Origin of the sequence: Natronococcus sp. JC468 (genome assembly GCF_012163165.1) — an archaeon.
Lineage (GTDB): Archaea > Halobacteriota > Halobacteria > Halobacteriales > Natrialbaceae > Natronococcus > Natronococcus jeotgali.
The window spans coordinates 12127-29900 of the sequence record NZ_JAAVUO010000009.1; the positions used below are offsets into that span (position 1 = coordinate 12127).

Consider the following 17774-nt stretch of genomic DNA (forward strand, 5'->3'; position numbering starts at 1 on the left):
GGTTCGTGCGTCGAACCGGTCACTCGAGGGCCGCCCTCGTCAGTCGGTGGCGGGCGCGGAACATCGTCTCGAAGCCGACCCGCGAGAACGGCGTCGCCGCCGCGCCCAGCGGGCCGAACGGCAGCTCGTACTCGACGCGGTCCCGTACGAGCGTCTCGTCGCCGTCGCCGTAGAAGGCGTGGGTGTGGACCCAGCGCTCGAAGGGACCGTCGACCATCTCGTCGCGGAAGTAGGCCGTCCCGTCGGCCCGCTCGCGCTCGGTGATCGCCGACGTCCAGCGCTGGCGGGGACCGACCCCGAAGGGGCGGATCGACAGCGTCACCGTCGCGCCGGGCTCGAGGACGTCGGGATCGGGCTCGCCGTTCGGTCCCGTCGCGGACTCGACGCGCAGCCCCATCCAGTCCGGCGTCGCCGCCTCGAGCCCCGACACTCCCGAGTGGAACCGCCAGACCTCCTCGAGGGGCGCCTCGACGCGCGTCTCGCGCTCGTAGGTGGGCATGGGTCTCGGTACGGACGGCGAGGGCAAAAGCGCGCGGCCGTCGGCTCCCGCCTACCGCTCCGCCGGAACCTCGCGCAGTTCGTCGAGCCCCTCGAGTTCGTAGGTCACAGCCTCGGGAAGCGGAACGTCCGCGTTGTGGGACCGTCTGAGGTAGGCGGCCTCGAGGCCCGCGCGCTCGGCGGCGACGACGTCGGTCTCGCGGTCGCCGACGTACAGCCCCGTCTCGACTCCCAGTTCGGCCAGCGTCTCCTCGAGGAGGTGCGGGTCCGGCTTGCGTCGGCGGAATCCCTCGGGGGTGGGCTCGCGTCCCCTGGCGGCCGCGAACGGCGCGGAGAGGCGGTCGGCCACGAACGTCGCGGTCTCGTGGCGGTTGTTGCTGACCAGCGCGAGCGTCGCTCGCTCGGCGAGCGACTCCAGCGCCGCGACGTCGCCGTAGAGCGCCCGCTCGCCCGAGCGGATCCGCTCGGCCGCGAGCCGCGAGGCCGCCTCCTCCTTCCGGCGCCAGAACTCCCGCGGGTCCGTCCCGAGAGCGGCGCAGGCCGATTCGACGCTCTCGTACCCGTGCGATCGAAGGGCGGCCCGCTGTCGGTCCGTCGGCTCGAGGCCCAGTTCGTCGACGGCGGTATCGGCCGCACGGTCGTAGACCGACTGCGGCGTGCCCGGTCCCTCGAGGACGACGCCGTCCATATCGAGCAGTATCGTCTCGGTCACGGGGGCGCCTACGGACCGAGCGCCTATGGATCCGACGGGCCGAATGGGACGGGAAAACGTAGCAGGCGGACCGCGGCAAGCGACGGAACCGACGGCGTCCGCGAGGAGCGTTACTTCAGCCGTTCCTGGAGGAACGAGGGGTGGGCGGCCGTGACGCCCTCGATCTCGAGCAGTTCCTCGGAGATGATCTCGCCGAGCGCGTCGCCGTCCTCGGCGCGGACCTCGGCCATCAGCATGTGGTCGCCGCTGGAGCTGTACAGGGCCTCGACCTCCTCGAGGCGCTTGATCGCCTTCGTCGCCTCGACGTAGCGTTCGCTGGCGACGTCGAGTCCGACCATCGCGATGGTCTGGCTCGAGAGCTTCTTCGGGTCGACGTCGGCGGAGTAGCCGACGATGACGCCCTCGTCCTCGAGCTGGTTGATGTACTTGCGGACCGTCGGTTTCGAGACGTCCGCCCGATCGGCGATCTCGGCGTAGGAAGCCTGTGCGTCCTCCTCGAGAACCTCGAGGATACGATCTTCCGTCGCTTGGGTGCTCATTACCGTATAGTTTTGCTCGGGACGGAAAATAACTTTTGTATCCGAAAACGTCGGCTCCCGTGAGTGAAGGTTCGCTTCGAGACGATCGTCGGTTTTATTCGCCGCCTCCGCCGAGGGCCGTCGATGGTCGACGCGAACGCGTTGCTCGGACTGTTCTGGATCGGCTGCGGGCTCGTCGTCCTCGTTCCGGCCGCCCTGATCGCGTTTCGCGGCCGGGCCGACCTCCACGTCCACTACGACGAGGCCGTCGACCCCGAGTACGTCTCGCGGCGGGCCGGGACGACCGCCCTGCTGATGGGGCTGGCGATGGTCGCCTACGGCACCCACCAGCTACTGTACGGTTTCTCACCGACGGCGTTCGGCGGCCTGCTGGTCGCTCTGCTGATCCTGAACGCGCTCACGAAACGGTTCGCGCAGGGGTGGGGGAGCGACGCCGCGACGGAGTGACCGCCTCGAGGCGAGATCGCGGCCCGCTCAGAGCAGGGAGAGGACCGTTCCGACCGCGGCCAGCGCCGCGCCGAGCCCGACGAGACCCCGGTGCGTCGAGCGACGTCCGGCGTCGGCTCCTCGATTCCAGTCGCGGAGACGATCACCATCACGGCGCCGCCGGAGACGAGTAGCGCCGACCCGATACCGACCCCGTCCCAGCCCTCGCGTGCGATCTCGACGCCGCCAGAGACAAGCGCACAGACGCCGAGGACGAGCATCGATAGTCGGTACCGTCGAACCGGATCCATACCCGTCCCGTCAGCTCGCTGAAGCGTAATCCTGTCGACCCGGACGCGGCCGCGAAAAAGATCGCTCGGGGGTCGTCGCTACGTGTGGCGCTCGAGCAGGTCGTAGCTGCGCTCCCACTCGGCGTCCTCGTCGAAGTACCGCTCGGCGACGGGCTGGTCGGGCATCTCGCCGACGGCCTGTTTCTCCTGGGTGTAGGAGGGGCTCTCGTCGTCGACGTAGTACCGACCGGTGAGGACGGTGCCCTCGTTGAGGACGTCCTCGGTCTCGCGCATGATCTCGGCGGCCTCCGCGCGGTCGTTGACGTCGTGGTCGTAGTCGTCGGACTCCTGGATGTCGATGTAGGGGACGTACTGGCGGGCGTCCTTGTTCCAGGTCGGACACTGGGTCAGGAAGTCGACGTGGGCGAAGCCGTCGTGCTCGATGGCCTCCTTGATGATCTCCTTGGCCTGGTTGGGGTTGACCGCGGCGGTGCGAGCGATGTACGTCGCGCCGGCGGTCAGCGACTGCGACAGCGGCCGGATCGGCGTCTTCGCGCTGCCGGAGGGCTGGGTCTTGGACTTGTGGCCCTTCGGACTCGTGGGCGAGGTCTGGCCCTTCGTCAGCCCGAAGATCTCGTTGTTGAACACGATGTAGGTCATGTCGTGGTTCTCCCGGGCCGTGTGGATGAAGTGGTTCCCGCCGATCCCGTAGCCGTCGCCGTCGCCGCCGGCGGCGATGACCTCAAGCTCGGGGTTGGCGAGCTTCGCCGCGCGGGCGACGGGCAGCGAGCGCCCGTGGATCGTATGGAAGCCGTACGTGTCCAGGTAGCTGTTCAGCTTGCCGGAACAGCCGATCCCGGTGACCGTCAGGACCTCCTCGGGAGTTTTCCCGACTTCGGGGAGGGCCTGTTTCAGCGACTTCAGCACGCCGAAGTCGCCACAGCCCGGACACCAGGTCGGCTGCGGTTCGACGCCGGGCGTGAACTCGTCCCGGTCGATCTCTCGTTCCTCACCGATCGCGTTGAATGCACTCATTGTTCAGTCACCTGCAGCGGGTTCGATCCGTACCTGTGCCTCTGGCTGGCGGTCCTCGTCAGCCAGGTTGACCTCGTAGCCCTCGACGATCTCGGCGGGCTCGAAGGGGTTGCCGTTGAACTTCAGCAGACTGGTCATCTTGTCGCCGAACCGGCCCAGCTCCTTCTGGATCAGGCCGCGGAACTGCGCGGTGGCGTTCATCTCGACGACCATCGCTTCGTCGACGCTCTCCAGGAACTCCGTGACCTCCCGCTCGGCGAAGGGCATCATGTCGGAGACGCTGAGGCCCTTGACGGAGTGGCCGTTCTCGTTCAGGCGGTCGACGGCTTCGGCGACGGCACCCTGCGAGGAGCCCCACGTGATGATACCGTACTCGGCCTCGTCGGGGCCGAAGTAGGTCTGGGTGGAGTCGCGCTCCTCGTCGAGCTCCTCCCGGATCTTCTCGAGTTTCTCGAGGCGCCGTTCCATCTGGGCGACGCGGTTGTCGGGGTCCTCGCTGATGTGGCCGACGGGCGAGTGCTCGTTACCGGTCGCGAGGTAGCGTCCGCCCTTCTGTCCGGGAATCGAGCGCGGCGCGACGCCGTCCTCGGCGTCCTCGTAGTTGAACCGCTTGAACTTCCCGGAGTTGTCGTGAGCGGCCTCCTTCAGTTCGTCCTCGGTCAGCGTCGAGCCCAGATCCGGCGAGACCTCGCGGTCGAAGAAGTCGACGTCGACGTTGGTGTTCTCGCCGGAGAGCTTCTGGTCGTAGATGACGATCGCCGGGATCTGGTAGTCCCAGGCAATGTCGAAGGCCAGCCGCGTCTGTTCGTAGGCCTCCTCGATAGTCCCCGGCGCGAAGACGACACGCTGGGAGTCGCCCTGGCTCGTATAGAGGACGTGCTCGAGGTCGGCCTGTTCGGGCTTGGTCGGCATCCCCGTCGAGGGGCCGGCCCGCATCGACTCGACGAGCACGACCGGCGTCTCGGTCATCTCGGCCAGTCCGAGCGGTTCGCTCATCAGCGCGAAGCCGCCCCCGGAGGAACCGGACATCGCCTTGACGCCGGCGTGGCTCGCGCCCACCGCGAGCGCGGCCGCGGCGATCTCGTCCTCGACCTGCTCGGAGACGCCGCCCATCTGGGGGAAGTTCTGGCTGAGGATCGTGAACACGTCGGTCCACGGCGTCATCGGGTAGCCGGCGATAAAGCGACAGCCGGCGTCGATCGCGCCGTAGGCGATCGCGTTCGAGCCCGACAGCAGCGCCTGCTCGGCGTCGTGCTCGCCCTCGGGGGCGCGCAGGTCGTGCTCGACCTCGATCTCGTCGCCGACCATCTCGTAGGCCTCGTGGAGGATCTCGAGGTTCGCCTCGAGGATGTCCCCGCCCATCGCGTCGGACATCAGGTCTTCGATGTGCTCGAGTTCCATGTCGAGCAGTCCCGCCGTGATACCGACGCCGGCGGTGTTGCGCATGACCTCGCGGCCGTGCTCCTTGGCGAGCCCGCGAAGGTCGACCGGGTAGACGTGCCAGCCGTTCTCCTCGGCGCGTTCCTCCAGGTCGAGCTCGGCGATGTCGTCCTCGCTGAGCAGCCCCTCGTCGTAGACGATGACCCCGCCCTCGCGGAGCTCGTCCAAGTTCTCCGAGAGGGGTTTGATCTCCTCGTTGCCGTAGTAGGCCTCCTCCTGGGGGTTCCGGGCGAACGAGTCCCCCAGCGCGAGGAGGAAGTTGTAGCCGTCGCCCCGAGACTGTACCTCGTCGGCTGCGGCCCGGATTTCGACGTAGGTGTGGCCGCCACGGATCCGCGAGGGATAGTGGCGGTGTGTGAATACGTCGAGCCCCGAGCGCATCAGCGCCTTCGCGAAGTTCTGGCTCGTCGAGTCGATCCCGTCTCCGGAACCGCCTGAGACTCGCCAGATGAGTTCGTCATCGCTCATTGAAATCAGTGGCCTGGCGGCCAGCCGTATCCGAATTTTTGTCTCACCGTGCCTAAAGCCTTTGCTATAGATTGCCATGCATCTATCGTGAAGAATGTACAACCATCCAATTTACCTGGTAACTTTGCAGTCGTTACCAGTAGCGGGTCCGACGAACGGCGACCGGTTCGCCAGCGGGCGGTGGGGTGACCGGGGTTCGATCGCCGAGGGGTTTCGCCGGGAACACCGATACGCTTTATTCGCTCGTCGTGCGAACTTGTCCATGGGATACGTTATCAAGATGCCGAAGCTCGGACTCGAGATGGAACGCGGGGAGCTTCTGGGGTGGGAGAGAGCCGAGGGAGAGACCCTCGAGGAGGGCGAGGTCGTCGCCGAGGTCGAGTCCGAGAAGAGCGTCGCCGAGGTCGACGCCCGCGAGGACGGCGTCCTCCGGCGGACCTACCTCGAGCCGGGCGAGACGGTCCCCCCCGGAACGCCGATCGGGATCGTCGCCCCCGCCGACGCCGAGATCGACGATCTGGAGGCCGAGGTCGAGGCGGAACTCGAGGACGCCGACGCCGACGACGGGGCTGGCGCGAGCGCGGGCGCGGACTCGAGCGCCGAAGCCGCGACCGACGGCGCCGCCTCGGCGACGGGATCGGCGTCGGCCGCCGACGCGGGCAAGGTCTCCCCTCGCGCACGCAAACGAGCCGAGGAGCTCGGGGTGGACCTCGAGGGGCTCGAGGGATCGGGCTACCAGGGGGCGATCACCGAGGACGACGTCGAACGTGTCGCCGACGCCGACGGGGATGAGTCGGGGGGCGACATCCAGGCCTCCCCGCGGGCCCGCAAGCGCGCCGAGGAGCTCGGCGTCGACCTCGCGACCGCCGAGGGGACGGGCTACCAGGGATCGGTCACGGAGGAGGACGTCGAACGCGCGGCCGAGTCCGCCGACAACGCCGGACGCAGCCTCCGCGAGGAACGACCCTTCGACGGGATGCGCCGGACGATCGCCTCGCGGCTCGGGGAGAGCTACCGCGAGGCCGTCCACGTCACGACCCACCGCGAGGCCGACGCCGAGGCGCTGTTCGCCGCCGCCGACGCCGCGGACGACGCGCTCGAGGCGGACGTCTCCGTCCAGGACGTCCTCCTGCTCGCGGTCTCTGCGGCCCTCGAGGACCACCCCGCGTTCAACGCGACCTTCGAGGACGACACCCACCGCCTCTGGAACGAGCACAACCTCGGGGTCGCCGTCGACGTCGAGCAGGGGCTCATCGCCCCCGTGCTCCGGGACGTCGACGAGAAGTCACTCGAGGCGGTCGCGCGCGAGCGTCGCGAGCTCGTCGGGGCCGCCCTCGAGGGCGAGTACACGATGGACGACCTGCGGGGCGGGACGTTCACGGTGACGAACCTCGGCGTGCTCGGCGTCGAGTCGTTCGACCCGATCATCAACCCGCCCCAGATCGCCATCCTCGGGGTCGACGCCGTCGCCGAACGACCGACGCGGGGCCCCGACGACGGCGTCGAGTGGCGCCGCCACCTCCCGTTCGACCTCTCCTTCGATCACCGGGTCGTCGACGGCGCCGACGCCGCCAGGTTCCTCGAGACGCTGGTCGAGCGCGTCGAGGAGCCGTGGGCGCTGCTGCCCGAGGGTATCGACCGCGAGGACGCCGCGGGCGCCGAAACGGAGATGCCCGGCCGAACCGTCACCGCCTCGAACGCCGAGGGGATGAGCGGTCGGATCGAGGCGGGATCGTTCGAGTGGCACTACGACGAGCCCGAAGCGGCCGGCGGGACGGAGACGGGACCGACGCCCGTCGACGTCTTCCTCGGCGGGCTGGCCGCCTGTCTCTCGCTCTCGGTTCGGTTCCAGGCCGAGAAGCGCGACGCCGCGGTCGGCGGAATCGACGTCACGACCGACGCCGAGCCCGAGCACGGTTCGGTCGAACGGATCGCCGCGACGGTTCGCCTCGAGAGCGACGCCGACGACGAGACCCTCGAGCGGATCGTCGACCTCGGCGAGCGGGGCTGTCACGTCTCGCAGCTGCTTCGGGAGGATCTGTCGCTCGAACTCTCCTGGGAACGGCTCTGAGAGCCCTCGCGGGGCGACTCGATCACTCGGGGTACGTCGCGTCGGGCTCAGGGATCGCGTCGACGTTCGCGGCGGTCTCGAAGATCGCCCCGTTGAGTTCGTCCGCGGTGTCGAAGTACCAGAACTCAACGCCGTCGTAGTTTCCGCTCTGGAGCACCGGCATCCCCGCGTCCTCGAACGTCTCGACGACCGCGTGGGGGTCCTCGAACGCGAAGCAGGCGACGTGGTGGAGCCCCTCGCCGTGGTCCTCGAGGTGTTCGGTGTAGATGCTGGGCCCCTCGAGCGGTTCGATCAGCTCGATCATGGTGTCGCCGAGCTGTGCCAGCGCGAGCACCATCGAGAACTCGCCGTCCTCGCCCCGGAAGGTGCGATCGGTCAGCGCGGGCGGCTCGAAGCGGTGAATCTCCCAGGGACTGATCCCGAGCAGCCCGCCGAAGCGATCCATCCCGTCCTCGATGTCCTCGACGACGAACGCGATCTGCGAGAGTTCGGGGAGCTCGACGTCGGTCTGTGGTATGTCCTCACTACCCATATAGAGGCGTCGACGGCCGACGAAATAGCGCTTTGGGCGCGCAAGCGACCGCCCGGCGTTTCAGTCCTCCGACGCGGGCGGTCTGTCGGCCGCCTCGAGCGCGAACGCGCCGGCCTCGCTTCCGGCCGAGAGCGTCGCGTCGACGTCGACGAGCCGCGGCCCGTCGGCGCGGACCCGGAACTCGACGGTCGCGTCGGTGAGCTCGAGTTCGCGCTCGCCGTCGGCGCCGACGACGCCGTCCGGAACCTCGAACCGAACCGGGTCGTCCGGCCCGATCCGCTCGACCGACTCGATCCCGACGGTCGCCACCACGCCGGGTGCGAGCGCTGCCCGCGCGGTCCGCGGGGCGTCCTCGGGATCGGTCAGCCGCAGGGCGACGCCGCCCGGGTCGTCGGGCGCAAGGGGCTCGAGTGCCCCGGCGACCGCGGGGAGTCCGATGTCGCCCGGGTGGGCCCGCGAAACCACACCCCCGACGAGGTCGTCGGGCTCGAGCAGCGCCCGGGAACCGACGAACGACCTGGAGGAGACCTCGGCAGCCGCGAGTGCGTCGAGTCGCTTCTCCCCGTTCGGGGTCTCGGCGCGGGCCTCGATCCGTCCGTGTCGCTCGACGACGCTGGCGGCCAGGACGGTGCCCGTTGCGACCAGCGCCGCGGCGACGCCCGCGACGGTGCCGTCGACGGCCGAGGGGACGACGTTGTTCGTTCCCGTCGAGACCGAGACGACTGGAACCGACCCGATCTCGCCGGCGACGTCGCGGGTCGTCCCGTCGCCCCCGAGGACGACGACCGCCTCGACGCCGTCCTCGCGAAAGCGTGCGGCCGCCCGTCGCGTATCCGCAGCCGAGCGCTCGAGGGGGATCTCGAGGGCTTCGGCCTCGAGTTCGTCGGGCGCCTCCGCGAGGACGTGGTCGGCGATCCCGGATCGATCGGGCATGAGCCGGACCGTCGGCGGGTCCGCGACCGCGGTCAACCCCTTGAGGACGCAGTCGGCGACCCGTCGCTTCGCGTAGTCGTCGACGACGCTGGCGCCGCCGGTGAGCCGCCGGATGTCGCGTCCGGCGGCGGGGTTGACGACCAGTCCGACGCGGGGCACTACGTCACCCGCTCGATCGCCTCGCGGACGTCGTCGCCATCCGGCAGGACCTCCTGCTCGAGGGGCGTGCTAAACGGCATGTGGGTGTCGGGCGTGCCGACCCGCTGGATCGGCGCATCGAGGCTGAAAAAGGCCTCCTCCTGGACGCGGGCGATGATCTCGGCGTGGGTGCCGTAGGACAGCGGACTCTCGTCGGCGACGATGAGCCGGCCCGTCTTCCGGACGCTCTCGACGATCGTCTCCGTGTCGAGGGGGTACAGCGATCGCGGGTCGATCACCTCCGCCTCCACTCCTGTTTCGGCCAGGCTCTCGGCGGTCTGGAGCGACTCGCCGACCAGCCGCTGGGTGGCGACGACCGTAACGTCCTCGCCCTCGCGCTCGACAGCGGCCTCGCCCAGCGGGATCGTGAAGTCCTCGTCGGTCGGCACCGCGCCCTCCTGCTCGTAGATCATCTTGTTCTCGAAGACGAAGACGGGATCGTCCGACCGGATCGCGGCCTTCGTCAGCCCCTTCGCGCTCGCGGCGGTGCCCGGGGCGACGGCCTTCAGCCCGGGGAAGTGGGCGATCCAGGTGTGGATCGTCCCCGAGTGCTGGCTCGCGGCGCCCATCCCCCCGCCCTCGGTGGTGCGCACCGTGACGGGCATCTCGGCCTTCCCGCCGAACATGTAGCGCATCTTCGCCATCTGGTTCATGATCTGTTCCATCGAGACGCCCGCGAAGTCGGAGAACATGAGCTCGACGACCGGGCGGGTACCCGTCGCCGCCGCGCCCGTCGCCGCGCCCATGAATCCGGCCTCGCTGATCGGCGTGTCTCGTATGCGCTCGCCGCCGAACTCGTCGTACAGTCCACTGGTGACCTCGAGGACCCCGCCGAAGAGGCCGACGTCCTCGCCCATGAGGTAGACGTCCTCGTCGCGCTCAAGTTCCTCGCGCAGCGCCTGGCGGACGGCCTCGCGGACCGTCATCGTCTCGGTCTCGGTCTCGAGTTCGCGTTCGGCTTGGGCGGTCATCGTCGCTCACCTCCCTCGATCCGCTCGCCGCCGTCAGTGCTGGTCCGCGCGGCGGCCGCGAACCGCTCGATCTCGGGGGGTGTCTCGGCGAACATGTCGTCGTAGGCCTCGTGGGGCGCCGGCGGATCGGCGTTCTGTGCGAACTCGACCGCCGCCTCGATCTCGGCCTCGACCTCGCGCTCGAGGTCGTCGAACTCCTCGGCGGTGAGCTCGCCGCGGTCGATCAGCCGCCGCTTGAAGGAGTCGATCGCGTCGCGGTCCTGCCAGCGCTCGATCTCGTCGTCGTCGCGGTAGGGCTCCTCGTCGCCCTCGTAGTGGCCCCGGTAGCGGTAGGTCTCGGCCTCGACCAGCGTCGGTCCGTCGCCGGCCCTGGCGCGGGCACGGGCCTCGCCGACGGCCTCCGCGACCGCGGTGATATCCATCCCGTCGACGGTCAATCCCGGAATATCGTGGGCCTGGGCGGTGTCGCTCAGGTTGTCGACGTTGTGTTGCTTCTCGACGGGCGTCCCCTCGCCGTAGTGGTTGTTCTCGACGACGAAGATCGCCGGCAGGTCCCACGTCGCCGCGAGGTTCATCGCCTCGTGGACCTGCCCCTGGGCAACCGCGCCGTCGCCGAGGAAGCCGACCGCGACCTGGTCGCGGTCCTGGTAGTCGATCGACAGCGCCGCGCCCGTCGCCATCGGCGGTCCCGCCCCGACGATGCCGTTGGCGCCGAGCATGCCCGCGTCGACGTCGGCGATGTGCATCGAGCCGCCCTTGCCGTTGCAGTAGCCCTCGGCCCTGCCGTACAGCTCGGCCATCATGTACTTCGGATCCAGCCCCTTCGCGATGCAGTGGCCGTGGCCGCGGTGGGTGCTCGCGATGTAGTCGTCGTCCTCGAGGGCGGCGCAGGTGCCGACCCCGACCGCCTCCTCGCCGATGTAGAGGTGGACGAACCCCGGAATCTCGCCGTCCGCGAAGCGGTCGCCCGCCTCCGTGTCGAACGCCCGGATGGTCAACATTCGGCGCAACGCCTCCCGTCTCCCCTCCGCCGTTTCTATGTCAAGTTCTCCCATGACAGGCTAGGGTTCGGTAACATCCACAATAAGTGCTAGCAGTCACCACGAGGTGGTACCACGGAGAAGTTCGGATCGCCGACGCGGACGGGCAAACGGGGGCAGCGAAGCGCAGTTCCGATCCGGACGGGTTCGCCGCGCTCTCGAGGAGCAGGGGGGTATCGCCGGGAGGAAAAGCGAGGCTGTCGGCTACTCGTTGTTCGGGTTGCTCGGGTGGTAGTCGGTGTCGTACTCGCCCGGCTGGTCGTCGACGCGGTCGGGGTTCAGGCGACCGGAGAGCAGCATGAAGTCGACGAGCGTCAGCGCGAGCATCGCCTCGACGACGGGCACGCCGCGGGGCGGCAGGACGGGATCGTGGCGGCCGATGACCTGCTCCTCTGTGAGTTCGCCCGTCTCCCAGTCGGCGGTCTGCTGGCTCTTGGGGATCGAGGTCGGGGCGTGCAGCGTCACCTCGCCGTAGATCGGCTCCCCCGAGCTGATCCCGCCCTGGATCCCGCCGTGGTCGTTCTCGACGGGTGTCGGATTACCCTTGTCGTCGAACTCCCAGTCGTCGTTTCGCTCCTTGCCGGTCCACTCGCGGGCCTCGCGGCCGAGCCCGAACTCGAAGGCCGTCGTCGCGGGCACGGCCATCATCGCCTGGCCGAGCCGCGCCGACAGCGAGTCGAAGCGGGGCGCGCCGAGTCCGACCGGAACCCCTCGGGCCTCGAAGTAGATCGACCCGCCGATGGAGTCGCCCTCCTCCTGATACTCCTCGATGAGTTCCTGCATCTCCGCGGCGGTCTCGGGGTGGGCGCAGCGAACGTCGTTGTCCTCGCTGTGCTCGAGCAGGTCCTCGAAGCTCACCTCGGGCGCCTCGACGTCGCCGATCTGGTTCACGTGGGCCTTGAGCTCGATCCCCTCGCGGGCGAGCAGTTTCTTCGCGATGGCGCCCGCGGCGACCCAGTTGACAGTCTCGCGGGCCGAGGAGCGGCCGCCGCCGCCCCAGTTGCGGGTGCCGAACTTCGCCGAGTAGGTGAAGTCGCCGTGGCTCGGCCGGGGCGCGGTGATGAACGGTTCGTACTTCCCCGAGCGGGCGTCCTTGTTCTGGATCACCATCCCGATCGGCGTCCCCGTCGTGTAGCCGTCCTGGATCCCCGATTTGATCGAGACGTCGTCGGGTTCGCCCCGAGAGGTCGTGATCATCGACTGGCCCGGTTTGCGCCGATCGAGGTCTGCCTGGATGTCCTCCTCGGAGAGCTCGAGGCCGGCGGGACAGCCCGAGACGGTACAGCCCATCGCCTCCCCGTGGCTCTCGCCGAACGTGGTCACCTGGAAGAGGCGACCGAAGCGGTTGCCGTTCATTGTCACTCCCTCGGTGGCGCGCGCACTTATGGGTGCAGGATTGGCTCGAGACCGGGCCCCGGACCCGGGACGATCCCTTCCGTTCGACCTCGAGCGCAACGGCGGTGGCGGGGACGGCCTCGCGGCAGTTACTTTCATACTTCTTGAATGTGTCTGCGAGAGTATGGGTGTGCGGTCGAACGAACCGGGCGGAGAACGGGGTCGACCGACGGCGTCCGACAAGTGCCTCGCGATCGAGAACCGGCTGGCGACGCGTGCCGGATCCGAGTCGGTTCGCGAGACCGAGCACGTCTACTGGCACGTGGTGTTCGCCCTCGAGCGGTGGATGAACGGCAGCGAGGACGAGTCGGAGCCCGTCGTCGAGCGCAAGCTCCGGCGCTCGATCGGGCGCGACCTGCAGGCGGTCGGGCACCGATCGGCGGCCGCCTCGATCTCGCGGCCCAAGCGGTCCGACTACTGCGACATCGTCGTCGACGGTCGGATCGGCATCAAGATCGTCCACAACCTGACCGGGCGATCCAGGGAGTGGATGCACAAGCGCCTCCGCTCGCTGCTTCGGGAGTACGACTACCTGATCCTGTACGGACATCGGATCCCGTCCGAGACGGTCGACGTCTGGCGACAGCTGAAACGGTCGCTCGAGCGGCGGGCGAGCGACGGGCGCCGGTTTCGCGCGATCGGGACGCTCCAGCGGCGCCACCGGCCGTCGACGGCCGAAGCCGACGCCGCCGAGGGGAGACGACGGCCGTTCGTGATCGGAGCGCTCGCGACCCTCGGAGTCGTCGCGATCGTCGCGCTCGCCGCGTCCGGGGGCGCGGGGACGCCGTCGTCTCCCTCGGCGATCGTCCTCGCCTCGGTCGTCGCGGTGGTCTGTACGCTGCTGTTGAAGGCGTCCTGAGCCGCTTCGGGACCCGCGAGGCGGTCTCGTCGCCGCTGTGCGCGAACGGTCGGTACGGACGCCGTTCCGGCCGGGCCGAACCACCCTTCGCAAAGAAGGGCCTGCCTACGGCCGGCGGAAACCGGCGGGTCGACTCGAAGACGGCGGCGCGGTCGCCCCGACCGACTCGAGCCGACCGGGACGGGTTCGGGTCCGGCGAGACGATAGGCGCGGCGTACGGCCGCGGTCGGTCCCATAACGACCCCGTCGCCACCGGATAGGCGGCGTATACTCAACTCGGCGAACGCGATACGCTCGCGCATGGACAGACGAACGGTGCTACTCGGAACGGGCGTCGCGGCCTCGGCGGTCCTCGCCGGCTGCGCGTCCGAGGGGGACGAGAACGACGAGAACGGATCCGACGACGGAGACGGCGCCGAGACCGCGGCCGGCGACGGCGGCAACGAAGCCGACGCCGACGGGGGCGGAAACGAGAGCGACGACGCGGGCGACGGAGAAAGCGAGGACGGTGAAAGCGAAGACGCCGACCTCGAGGAGCGCATCGAGGGCGAGCCGCCGATGGAGGGGCTCGCGATCACGGAGCACGAACTCGTCGAGGACGACTTCTCGGTTACGGTGACGGGGGTCGTGTCCAACGAAACGGGCGAGGACCTCGGTCCCGTCGAGGTGGGCGCCGTCTTCTACGACACGGACGGCGAGGCGATCGACGACGCGGTTGTGCGCACCGCCGAGCTGGCCGACGGCGAGGAGTGGGCGTTCGAACTGATGAGCGTCGCGGACGGTGTCGCGGGGTACGCGGTCGGGATCGCGAGCGCGGAGCCGACGGATCGCTCCCCGGTCTGAGCCGCGGTCGGCGGGGGAGCGGGGCCAGAGGGCACCGGTAGCGACGGGAGACGCTACCGGCTCGCCCGCAGCGCGTCGAGCCGGGCCGCGGCCAGGGGAACCAGCATCTCCTCGCCCGTGAGCCCGCCGTGCATCCCGATCGAGTCCATCTCCGCCCACCACAGCCCGCGGTTGCGGTGGACCGCGATCAGGTCGCCGCAGCGCCGTTCGAACAGCGCCGACGGCTCGCCGGGGCCGAACAGGTCGCTCTCGAGGGCCTCCTCGCGGGTGAACGTCCGACCGTCGAGGGTCGAGTCGACGATCCCGCGGGCCTTCTCGAGGCGGTCGGGGCGGACGTGAAAGTGGACGTTTCGGGGGCTACCCGTCGGCAGGCGGGGCTCGCCCGCCTCGTCGCGGCGGAACGTCTCCCGCAGCGACGGCCACCGTTCCCAGTCGGTCATCACGACGTTCTCCTCGGGCGCGGTGTCGACGATCCCGTGGTCGGCCGTCACCACGAGCAGCGTCCGCGCCGCGAGGTCGGGATCGAGGCGCTCGAGCAGTTCGTGTTGCAGGCGCTCGAGGACGGCCGCGAGGTTCTGTCGGTAGCGCTCGGTCCCGGTTCCCTCGGCGTGGGAGATCGCGTCGATCGTCGGCTCGTAGGCGTAGACGTAGGCCGGATCGGCCGACACCTCGAGAGCGCGGCGAATCGACAGTGCGAGGTCGGTCGCGGTGTCGTACCCGACCCGGGTGGCGCCCGCGGTCGTCGCGCGGGTGTACCCCGATTCGACGAACTCGGCGGGCAGGATCGCGTACGGGTCGATCCCCGCCCGCTCGGCCCGCTCGTAGATCGACCGCCCGGCAAACAGCTCGGTCGCCGACGACGACGGCGAGACGTCCGCGAGGGGATCGCCCTCGAGGGTGCGGAAGGGGAGCGTCTCGACGATCCGTCCCGCCGACTCGAGGTACTGGAACCAGCCCAGCAGGCCGTGTTCGACGGGGGGCGAAGCGGTGGCGACGGTGGTCAGCGCCGCGGCCGTCTCGGAGGGGTAGATCGCTGTCAGCGGGGCCACCGTGCCGGCGTCCTCGATCCGGCGGAGGAACTCGTGGGCGCCGCGGTGGCGCTTCCAGTGCTCGTAGCCGAACCCGTCCAGCAGGAAGACGACGACGTTGTCGACGGCCGTGTCGACGCCCTCGAGGACGTCGGCGGGCAGCCGTCGCTCGAACGCGTCGTCGAGGACGGCGAGCGCCGTCTCCGGGACGTTCGCGAAGGAGTAGTCGTCGTACGCCGGGAAGACGATCCCGTCCTCGTCGGACCGCTCGCGGAGCCGCGACTCGAGGGACGCGCGCATACCCGTGCCGACGGGCCCATCGGAAAAAGTCCCTCCGGCGGTCGGTCCTTGTGCATTGGTACCTGATAGCAAGGACTATACCCGTCCCGTGCGATGACACCCCGTATGCGCGCACCCGAGCGGCCGACGTTCGAAAGCGAGGAGAGCAAGGCGGTCTACCAGCACGTCGAACGGCACGGGACGGCGGCTCGACACCGGCTTCGGGAGCTGACGTCGCTCTCGCCCGCGCGGTTCCGGTCGGCGCTCGAGGAGTTAGAGACCAAGGGCTACCTCGAGGAGAGCGGCGGCACGGTCCGGCTCGCGCTCGACGTCGGCTCCGTCGAGGAGTACGAGACCGACGACGCGACCTACCTCATCCGACCCGGGCAGAACCGGGACTTCGACGGGCTCGTGGACGCGATCCGCGAGGTAACGTCGAAGGAGTCGTACGTCGTCGCCGAGAGCGTCGCCGAACAGTTGCTGTACGAGGACGCCGTCACCCGCCACAACACCGTGGAGTCGCGGGTGTTCTTCGTCGCGACGGTCGACGACGAGGTCGCGGGCTGGGTCCACCTCGACCTCCCGCAGGTCGAGAAGCTCCGCGAGACGGCCCAGCTCACCGTCGGCGTCCGTCCCGACCACCGCCGGCGCGGCGTCGGCGACGCCTTACTCACCCGCGGGGTCGACTGGGCCGAAGCCAACGGCTACCGGAAGGTGTACAACAGCGTTCCGGCGACCAACGACGAGGCGCTGGCCTTTCTCGAGGACCACGGCTGGAACACCGAGGGGATCCGCCGGAACCACTACACGATCGACGACGAGTTCGTCGACGAGGTGTTGATGGCCTACACGTTCTGAGCGAGTCGGCAGGCCTCACACCCGAGTTGCGGTCAGCCCTCGCGCTCGAGGGCAACGCCCAGTTCCTCGAGCGTCTCGAAGAACGTCGGGAACGAGACGTCGACGTGCTCGGCGCCCGCGATCGTCGTCTCGCCGTCGGCGACGAGTCCGGCGAGGGCCAGCGCCATCACGATCCGGTGGTCGCCCCGGCCGTCGACCACGGCGCCCTCGAGGGTCGACTCGCTTCCGTGGACCGTCAGCGAGTCCGGCGCCTCGGTCGTCTCGACGCCCAGCTTCTCGAGTTCCTCGGCCATCGCGCTCACGCGATCGGTCTCCTTGTAGCGGACGTGCTCGGCGTCGACGATGCGGGTCTCGCCGTCGGCGACCGCCCCCAGCGTCGCGAGCGTCGGCAGCAGGTCCGGCGTGTCCGCGACCGACACCTCGACCCCCTCGAGGTCGGCCGCGGCGACGTCGATCGTCCCCGCCTCGCGGTTCCAGTCGACGTCCGCGCCCATCTCCGCGACGATCTCGACGATCGCTTTGTCGCCCTGCGCGCTCGGTCGGGCGCCCGCGATCCGGACGCCGTCCTCGTCGCCGGCGATGGCACCAGCCGCGAGCAGGTACGAGATCGAGGAGAAGTCCCCGGGAACGCGGTACTCTCCGCCCGCGGGATCGTAGCGCTGGCCGCCCGCGACGGCGAACCCGCGTTCGGTCCGTTCGGCTTCGACGCCGAAATCGGCGAGCACCTCGAGCGTGATGTCGACGTACGGCGCCGACTTGAGATCGGTCTCGAGGGTGATCTCGAGGCCGTCCTCGGTGACCGCGCCGGCCATCAGCAGCGCCGTAACGTACTGCGAGGAGACGTCGCCCGGGATCGAGACCTCGGTTCCGGAGATCGGTCCCGTGACGACCAGCGGGGCCTGCCCGTTGCCGCGGGTGCTGAAGGCTTCGCCCCCGAGGTCGGCGATCGCCTCGAGCAGCGGACCCTGGGGCCGACTCCGAAGCGACTCGTCCCCGGTGAGGACGCTCGTGCCGTCGGCTAGGGCGGCCGCGGCCGTCACCAGCCGCATCGTCGTCCCGCTGTTCTCGCAGTCGATGACGTCGTCCGGAACGCCCGGCCGGCCGTCGAATCCCGCGACCTCGAGGCTGTCGTCCTCGCTGCGATCGACGCTCCCGCCGAACAGCGAGACGGCGCGGGCCGTGGCTTTCGTGTCGGCGCTCCAGAGGGCGTCTCGGACGGTCGTTTCGGTTGCGTACCCGGCCGCGAGGATCGCGCGGTGGGTGTAGCTCTTCGAGGGCGGCGCTCGAGCCCGTCCCGCGACGCGGGAGGGAGTGACGGTGACGTCCATACTGGTCCTGGGAAGGGACGCCCCATCACGG

At 69.6% G+C, this 17774-nt stretch carries 17 protein-coding genes; 5 read left to right on the forward strand and 12 right to left on the reverse strand.

The window, feature by feature from the left end; genetic code table 11:
- Window positions 1-19: 19 nt before the first annotated feature.
- From GWG54_RS07390 to lrpA1, 3 genes are all read right to left on the reverse strand, one after another.
- The gene (locus tag GWG54_RS07390; protein WP_167937168.1) at window positions 20-499 is read right to left on the reverse strand and encodes an SRPBCC family protein; all 480 of its coding nucleotides are present in this window, start codon (window positions 497-499) and stop codon (window positions 20-22) included.
- Window positions 500-550: 51 nt separating this feature from the next.
- Window positions 551-1210 (reverse strand): HAD family hydrolase, encoded by a 660-nt coding sequence (locus GWG54_RS07395; protein ID WP_167937169.1) that lies wholly within the window; start codon window positions 1208-1210, stop codon window positions 551-553.
- 110 nt (window positions 1211-1320) lie between these two features.
- A complete protein-coding gene (lrpA1, locus tag GWG54_RS07400; RefSeq protein WP_008426705.1) occupies window positions 1321-1749 on the reverse strand; it encodes an HTH-type transcriptional regulator LrpA1 in 429 nt (142 codons plus the stop codon).
- Between the two features lie 123 nt (window positions 1750-1872).
- Between lrpA1 and GWG54_RS07405 the strand changes: the two genes are divergently transcribed.
- A complete protein-coding gene (locus GWG54_RS07405; RefSeq protein ID WP_167937170.1) occupies window positions 1873-2196 on the forward strand; it encodes a hypothetical protein in 324 nt (107 codons plus the stop codon).
- A gap of 368 nt (window positions 2197-2564) precedes the next feature.
- Here GWG54_RS07405 and GWG54_RS07410 read toward each other — a convergent pair whose 3' ends face one another.
- Window positions 2565-3500 carry a thiamine pyrophosphate-dependent enzyme gene (locus GWG54_RS07410; RefSeq protein ID WP_167937171.1) on the reverse strand — a complete coding sequence of 312 codons (936 nt, stop codon included), beginning with the start codon at window positions 3498-3500 and terminating at the stop codon, window positions 2565-2567.
- Window positions 3501-3503: 3 nt separating this feature from the next.
- Window positions 3504-5408 carry a 2-oxoacid:acceptor oxidoreductase subunit alpha gene (locus GWG54_RS07415; protein WP_167937172.1) on the reverse strand — a complete coding sequence of 635 codons (1905 nt, stop codon included), beginning with the start codon at window positions 5406-5408 and terminating at the stop codon, window positions 3504-3506.
- Between the two features lie 262 nt (window positions 5409-5670).
- Between GWG54_RS07415 and GWG54_RS07420 the strand changes: the two genes are divergently transcribed.
- Window positions 5671-7479 carry a 2-oxo acid dehydrogenase subunit E2 gene (locus GWG54_RS07420; protein WP_167937173.1) on the forward strand — a complete coding sequence of 603 codons (1809 nt, stop codon included), beginning with the start codon at window positions 5671-5673 and terminating at the stop codon, window positions 7477-7479.
- Between the two features lie 22 nt (window positions 7480-7501).
- Here the strand turns inward: GWG54_RS07420 and GWG54_RS07425 are convergent, their stop codons facing one another.
- The 5 genes from GWG54_RS07425 to aroC all read right to left on the reverse strand — a co-directional run bounded on the left by GWG54_RS07425 (window position 7502) and on the right by aroC (window position 12509).
- The gene (locus tag GWG54_RS07425) at window positions 7502-8011 is read right to left on the reverse strand and encodes a VOC family protein (protein WP_167937174.1); all 510 of its coding nucleotides are present in this window, start codon (window positions 8009-8011) and stop codon (window positions 7502-7504) included.
- Window positions 8012-8071: 60 nt separating this feature from the next.
- Window positions 8072-9103 carry an NAD(+)/NADH kinase gene (locus GWG54_RS07430; RefSeq protein WP_167937175.1) on the reverse strand — a complete coding sequence of 344 codons (1032 nt, stop codon included), beginning with the start codon at window positions 9101-9103 and terminating at the stop codon, window positions 8072-8074.
- Complete coding sequence (locus GWG54_RS07435; RefSeq protein WP_167937176.1) at window positions 9103-10113, reverse strand: alpha-ketoacid dehydrogenase subunit beta; 1011 nt, start codon at window positions 10111-10113, stop codon at window positions 9103-9105. The genes GWG54_RS07430 and GWG54_RS07435 overlap by 1 nt, the downstream gene beginning before the upstream one ends.
- Window positions 10110-11168: a thiamine pyrophosphate-dependent dehydrogenase E1 component subunit alpha gene (locus GWG54_RS07440; RefSeq protein WP_167937177.1), complete on the reverse strand. Its 1059-nt coding sequence runs from the start codon at window positions 11166-11168 to the stop codon at window positions 10110-10112. Before GWG54_RS07440 ends, GWG54_RS07435 begins: the two co-directional genes overlap by 4 nt.
- A 189-nt stretch (window positions 11169-11357) precedes the next feature.
- Window positions 11358-12509 carry a chorismate synthase gene (gene aroC / locus GWG54_RS07445; protein WP_167937178.1) on the reverse strand — a complete coding sequence of 384 codons (1152 nt, stop codon included), beginning with the start codon at window positions 12507-12509 and terminating at the stop codon, window positions 11358-11360.
- A gap of 163 nt (window positions 12510-12672) precedes the next feature.
- Here aroC and GWG54_RS07450 point away from each other — a divergent pair, with 163 nt between their 5' ends.
- Window positions 12673-13407 carry a hypothetical protein gene (locus GWG54_RS07450; protein WP_167937179.1) on the forward strand — a complete coding sequence of 245 codons (735 nt, stop codon included), beginning with the start codon at window positions 12673-12675 and terminating at the stop codon, window positions 13405-13407.
- 300 nt (window positions 13408-13707) lie between these two features.
- Entirely contained in the window at window positions 13708-14250 is a 543-nt protein-coding gene (locus tag GWG54_RS07455) for an FxLYD domain-containing protein (RefSeq protein ID WP_167937180.1), read from the forward strand.
- Between the two features lie 53 nt (window positions 14251-14303).
- Here the strand turns inward: GWG54_RS07455 and GWG54_RS07460 are convergent, their stop codons facing one another.
- A complete protein-coding gene (locus tag GWG54_RS07460) occupies window positions 14304-15578 on the reverse strand; it encodes an alkaline phosphatase family protein (protein WP_167937181.1) in 1275 nt (424 codons plus the stop codon).
- A gap of 105 nt (window positions 15579-15683) precedes the next feature.
- Here GWG54_RS07460 and GWG54_RS07465 point away from each other — a divergent pair, with 105 nt between their 5' ends.
- Window positions 15684-16415, forward strand: a complete 732-nt coding sequence (locus GWG54_RS07465; RefSeq protein WP_167937182.1) for a GNAT family N-acetyltransferase — start codon at window positions 15684-15686, stop codon at window positions 16413-16415.
- Window positions 16416-16447: 32 nt separating this feature from the next.
- Here GWG54_RS07465 and aroA read toward each other — a convergent pair whose 3' ends face one another.
- Window positions 16448-17743: a 3-phosphoshikimate 1-carboxyvinyltransferase gene (gene aroA / locus GWG54_RS07470; RefSeq protein ID WP_167937183.1), complete on the reverse strand. Its 1296-nt coding sequence runs from the start codon at window positions 17741-17743 to the stop codon at window positions 16448-16450.
- Between the last annotated feature and the right edge of the window lie 31 nt (window positions 17744-17774).

Bases quoted from the DNA above. Each gene is read 5' to 3' on its own strand.
- GWG54_RS07450 (WP_167937179.1), top strand. From the start codon at position 12,673: ATGGGTGTGCGGTCGAACGAACCGGGCGGAGAACGGGGTCGACCGACG.
- aroA (WP_167937183.1), bottom strand. From the start codon at position 17,743: ATGGACGTCACCGTCACTCCCTCCCGCGTCGCGGGACGGGCTCGAGCG.
- GWG54_RS07410 (WP_167937171.1), bottom strand. From the start codon at position 3,500: ATGAGTGCATTCAACGCGATCGGTGAGGAACGAGAGATCGACCGGGAC.
- GWG54_RS07425 (WP_167937174.1), bottom strand. From the start codon at position 8,011: ATGGGTAGTGAGGACATACCACAGACCGACGTCGAGCTCCCCGAACTC.
- GWG54_RS07465 (WP_167937182.1), top strand. From the start codon at position 15,684: ATGCGCGCACCCGAGCGGCCGACGTTCGAAAGCGAGGAGAGCAAGGCG.
- GWG54_RS07455 (WP_167937180.1), top strand. From the start codon at position 13,708: ATGGACAGACGAACGGTGCTACTCGGAACGGGCGTCGCGGCCTCGGCG.
- GWG54_RS07420 (WP_167937173.1), top strand. From the start codon at position 5,671: ATGGGATACGTTATCAAGATGCCGAAGCTCGGACTCGAGATGGAACGC.
- GWG54_RS07460 (WP_167937181.1), bottom strand. From the start codon at position 15,578: ATGCGCGCGTCCCTCGAGTCGCGGCTCCGCGAGCGGTCCGACGAGGAC.
- GWG54_RS07435 (WP_167937176.1), bottom strand. From the start codon at position 10,113: ATGACCGCCCAAGCCGAACGCGAACTCGAGACCGAGACCGAGACGATG.
- GWG54_RS07440 (WP_167937177.1), bottom strand. From the start codon at position 11,168: ATGGGAGAACTTGACATAGAAACGGCGGAGGGGAGACGGGAGGCGTTG.
- aroC (WP_167937178.1), bottom strand. From the start codon at position 12,509: ATGAACGGCAACCGCTTCGGTCGCCTCTTCCAGGTGACCACGTTCGGC.
- GWG54_RS07415 (WP_167937172.1), bottom strand. From the start codon at position 5,408: ATGAGCGATGACGAACTCATCTGGCGAGTCTCAGGCGGTTCCGGAGAC.
- GWG54_RS07390 (WP_167937168.1), bottom strand. From the start codon at position 499: ATGCCCACCTACGAGCGCGAGACGCGCGTCGAGGCGCCCCTCGAGGAG.
- GWG54_RS07405 (WP_167937170.1), top strand. From the start codon at position 1,873: ATGGTCGACGCGAACGCGTTGCTCGGACTGTTCTGGATCGGCTGCGGG.
- lrpA1 (WP_008426705.1), bottom strand. From the start codon at position 1,749: ATGAGCACCCAAGCGACGGAAGATCGTATCCTCGAGGTTCTCGAGGAG.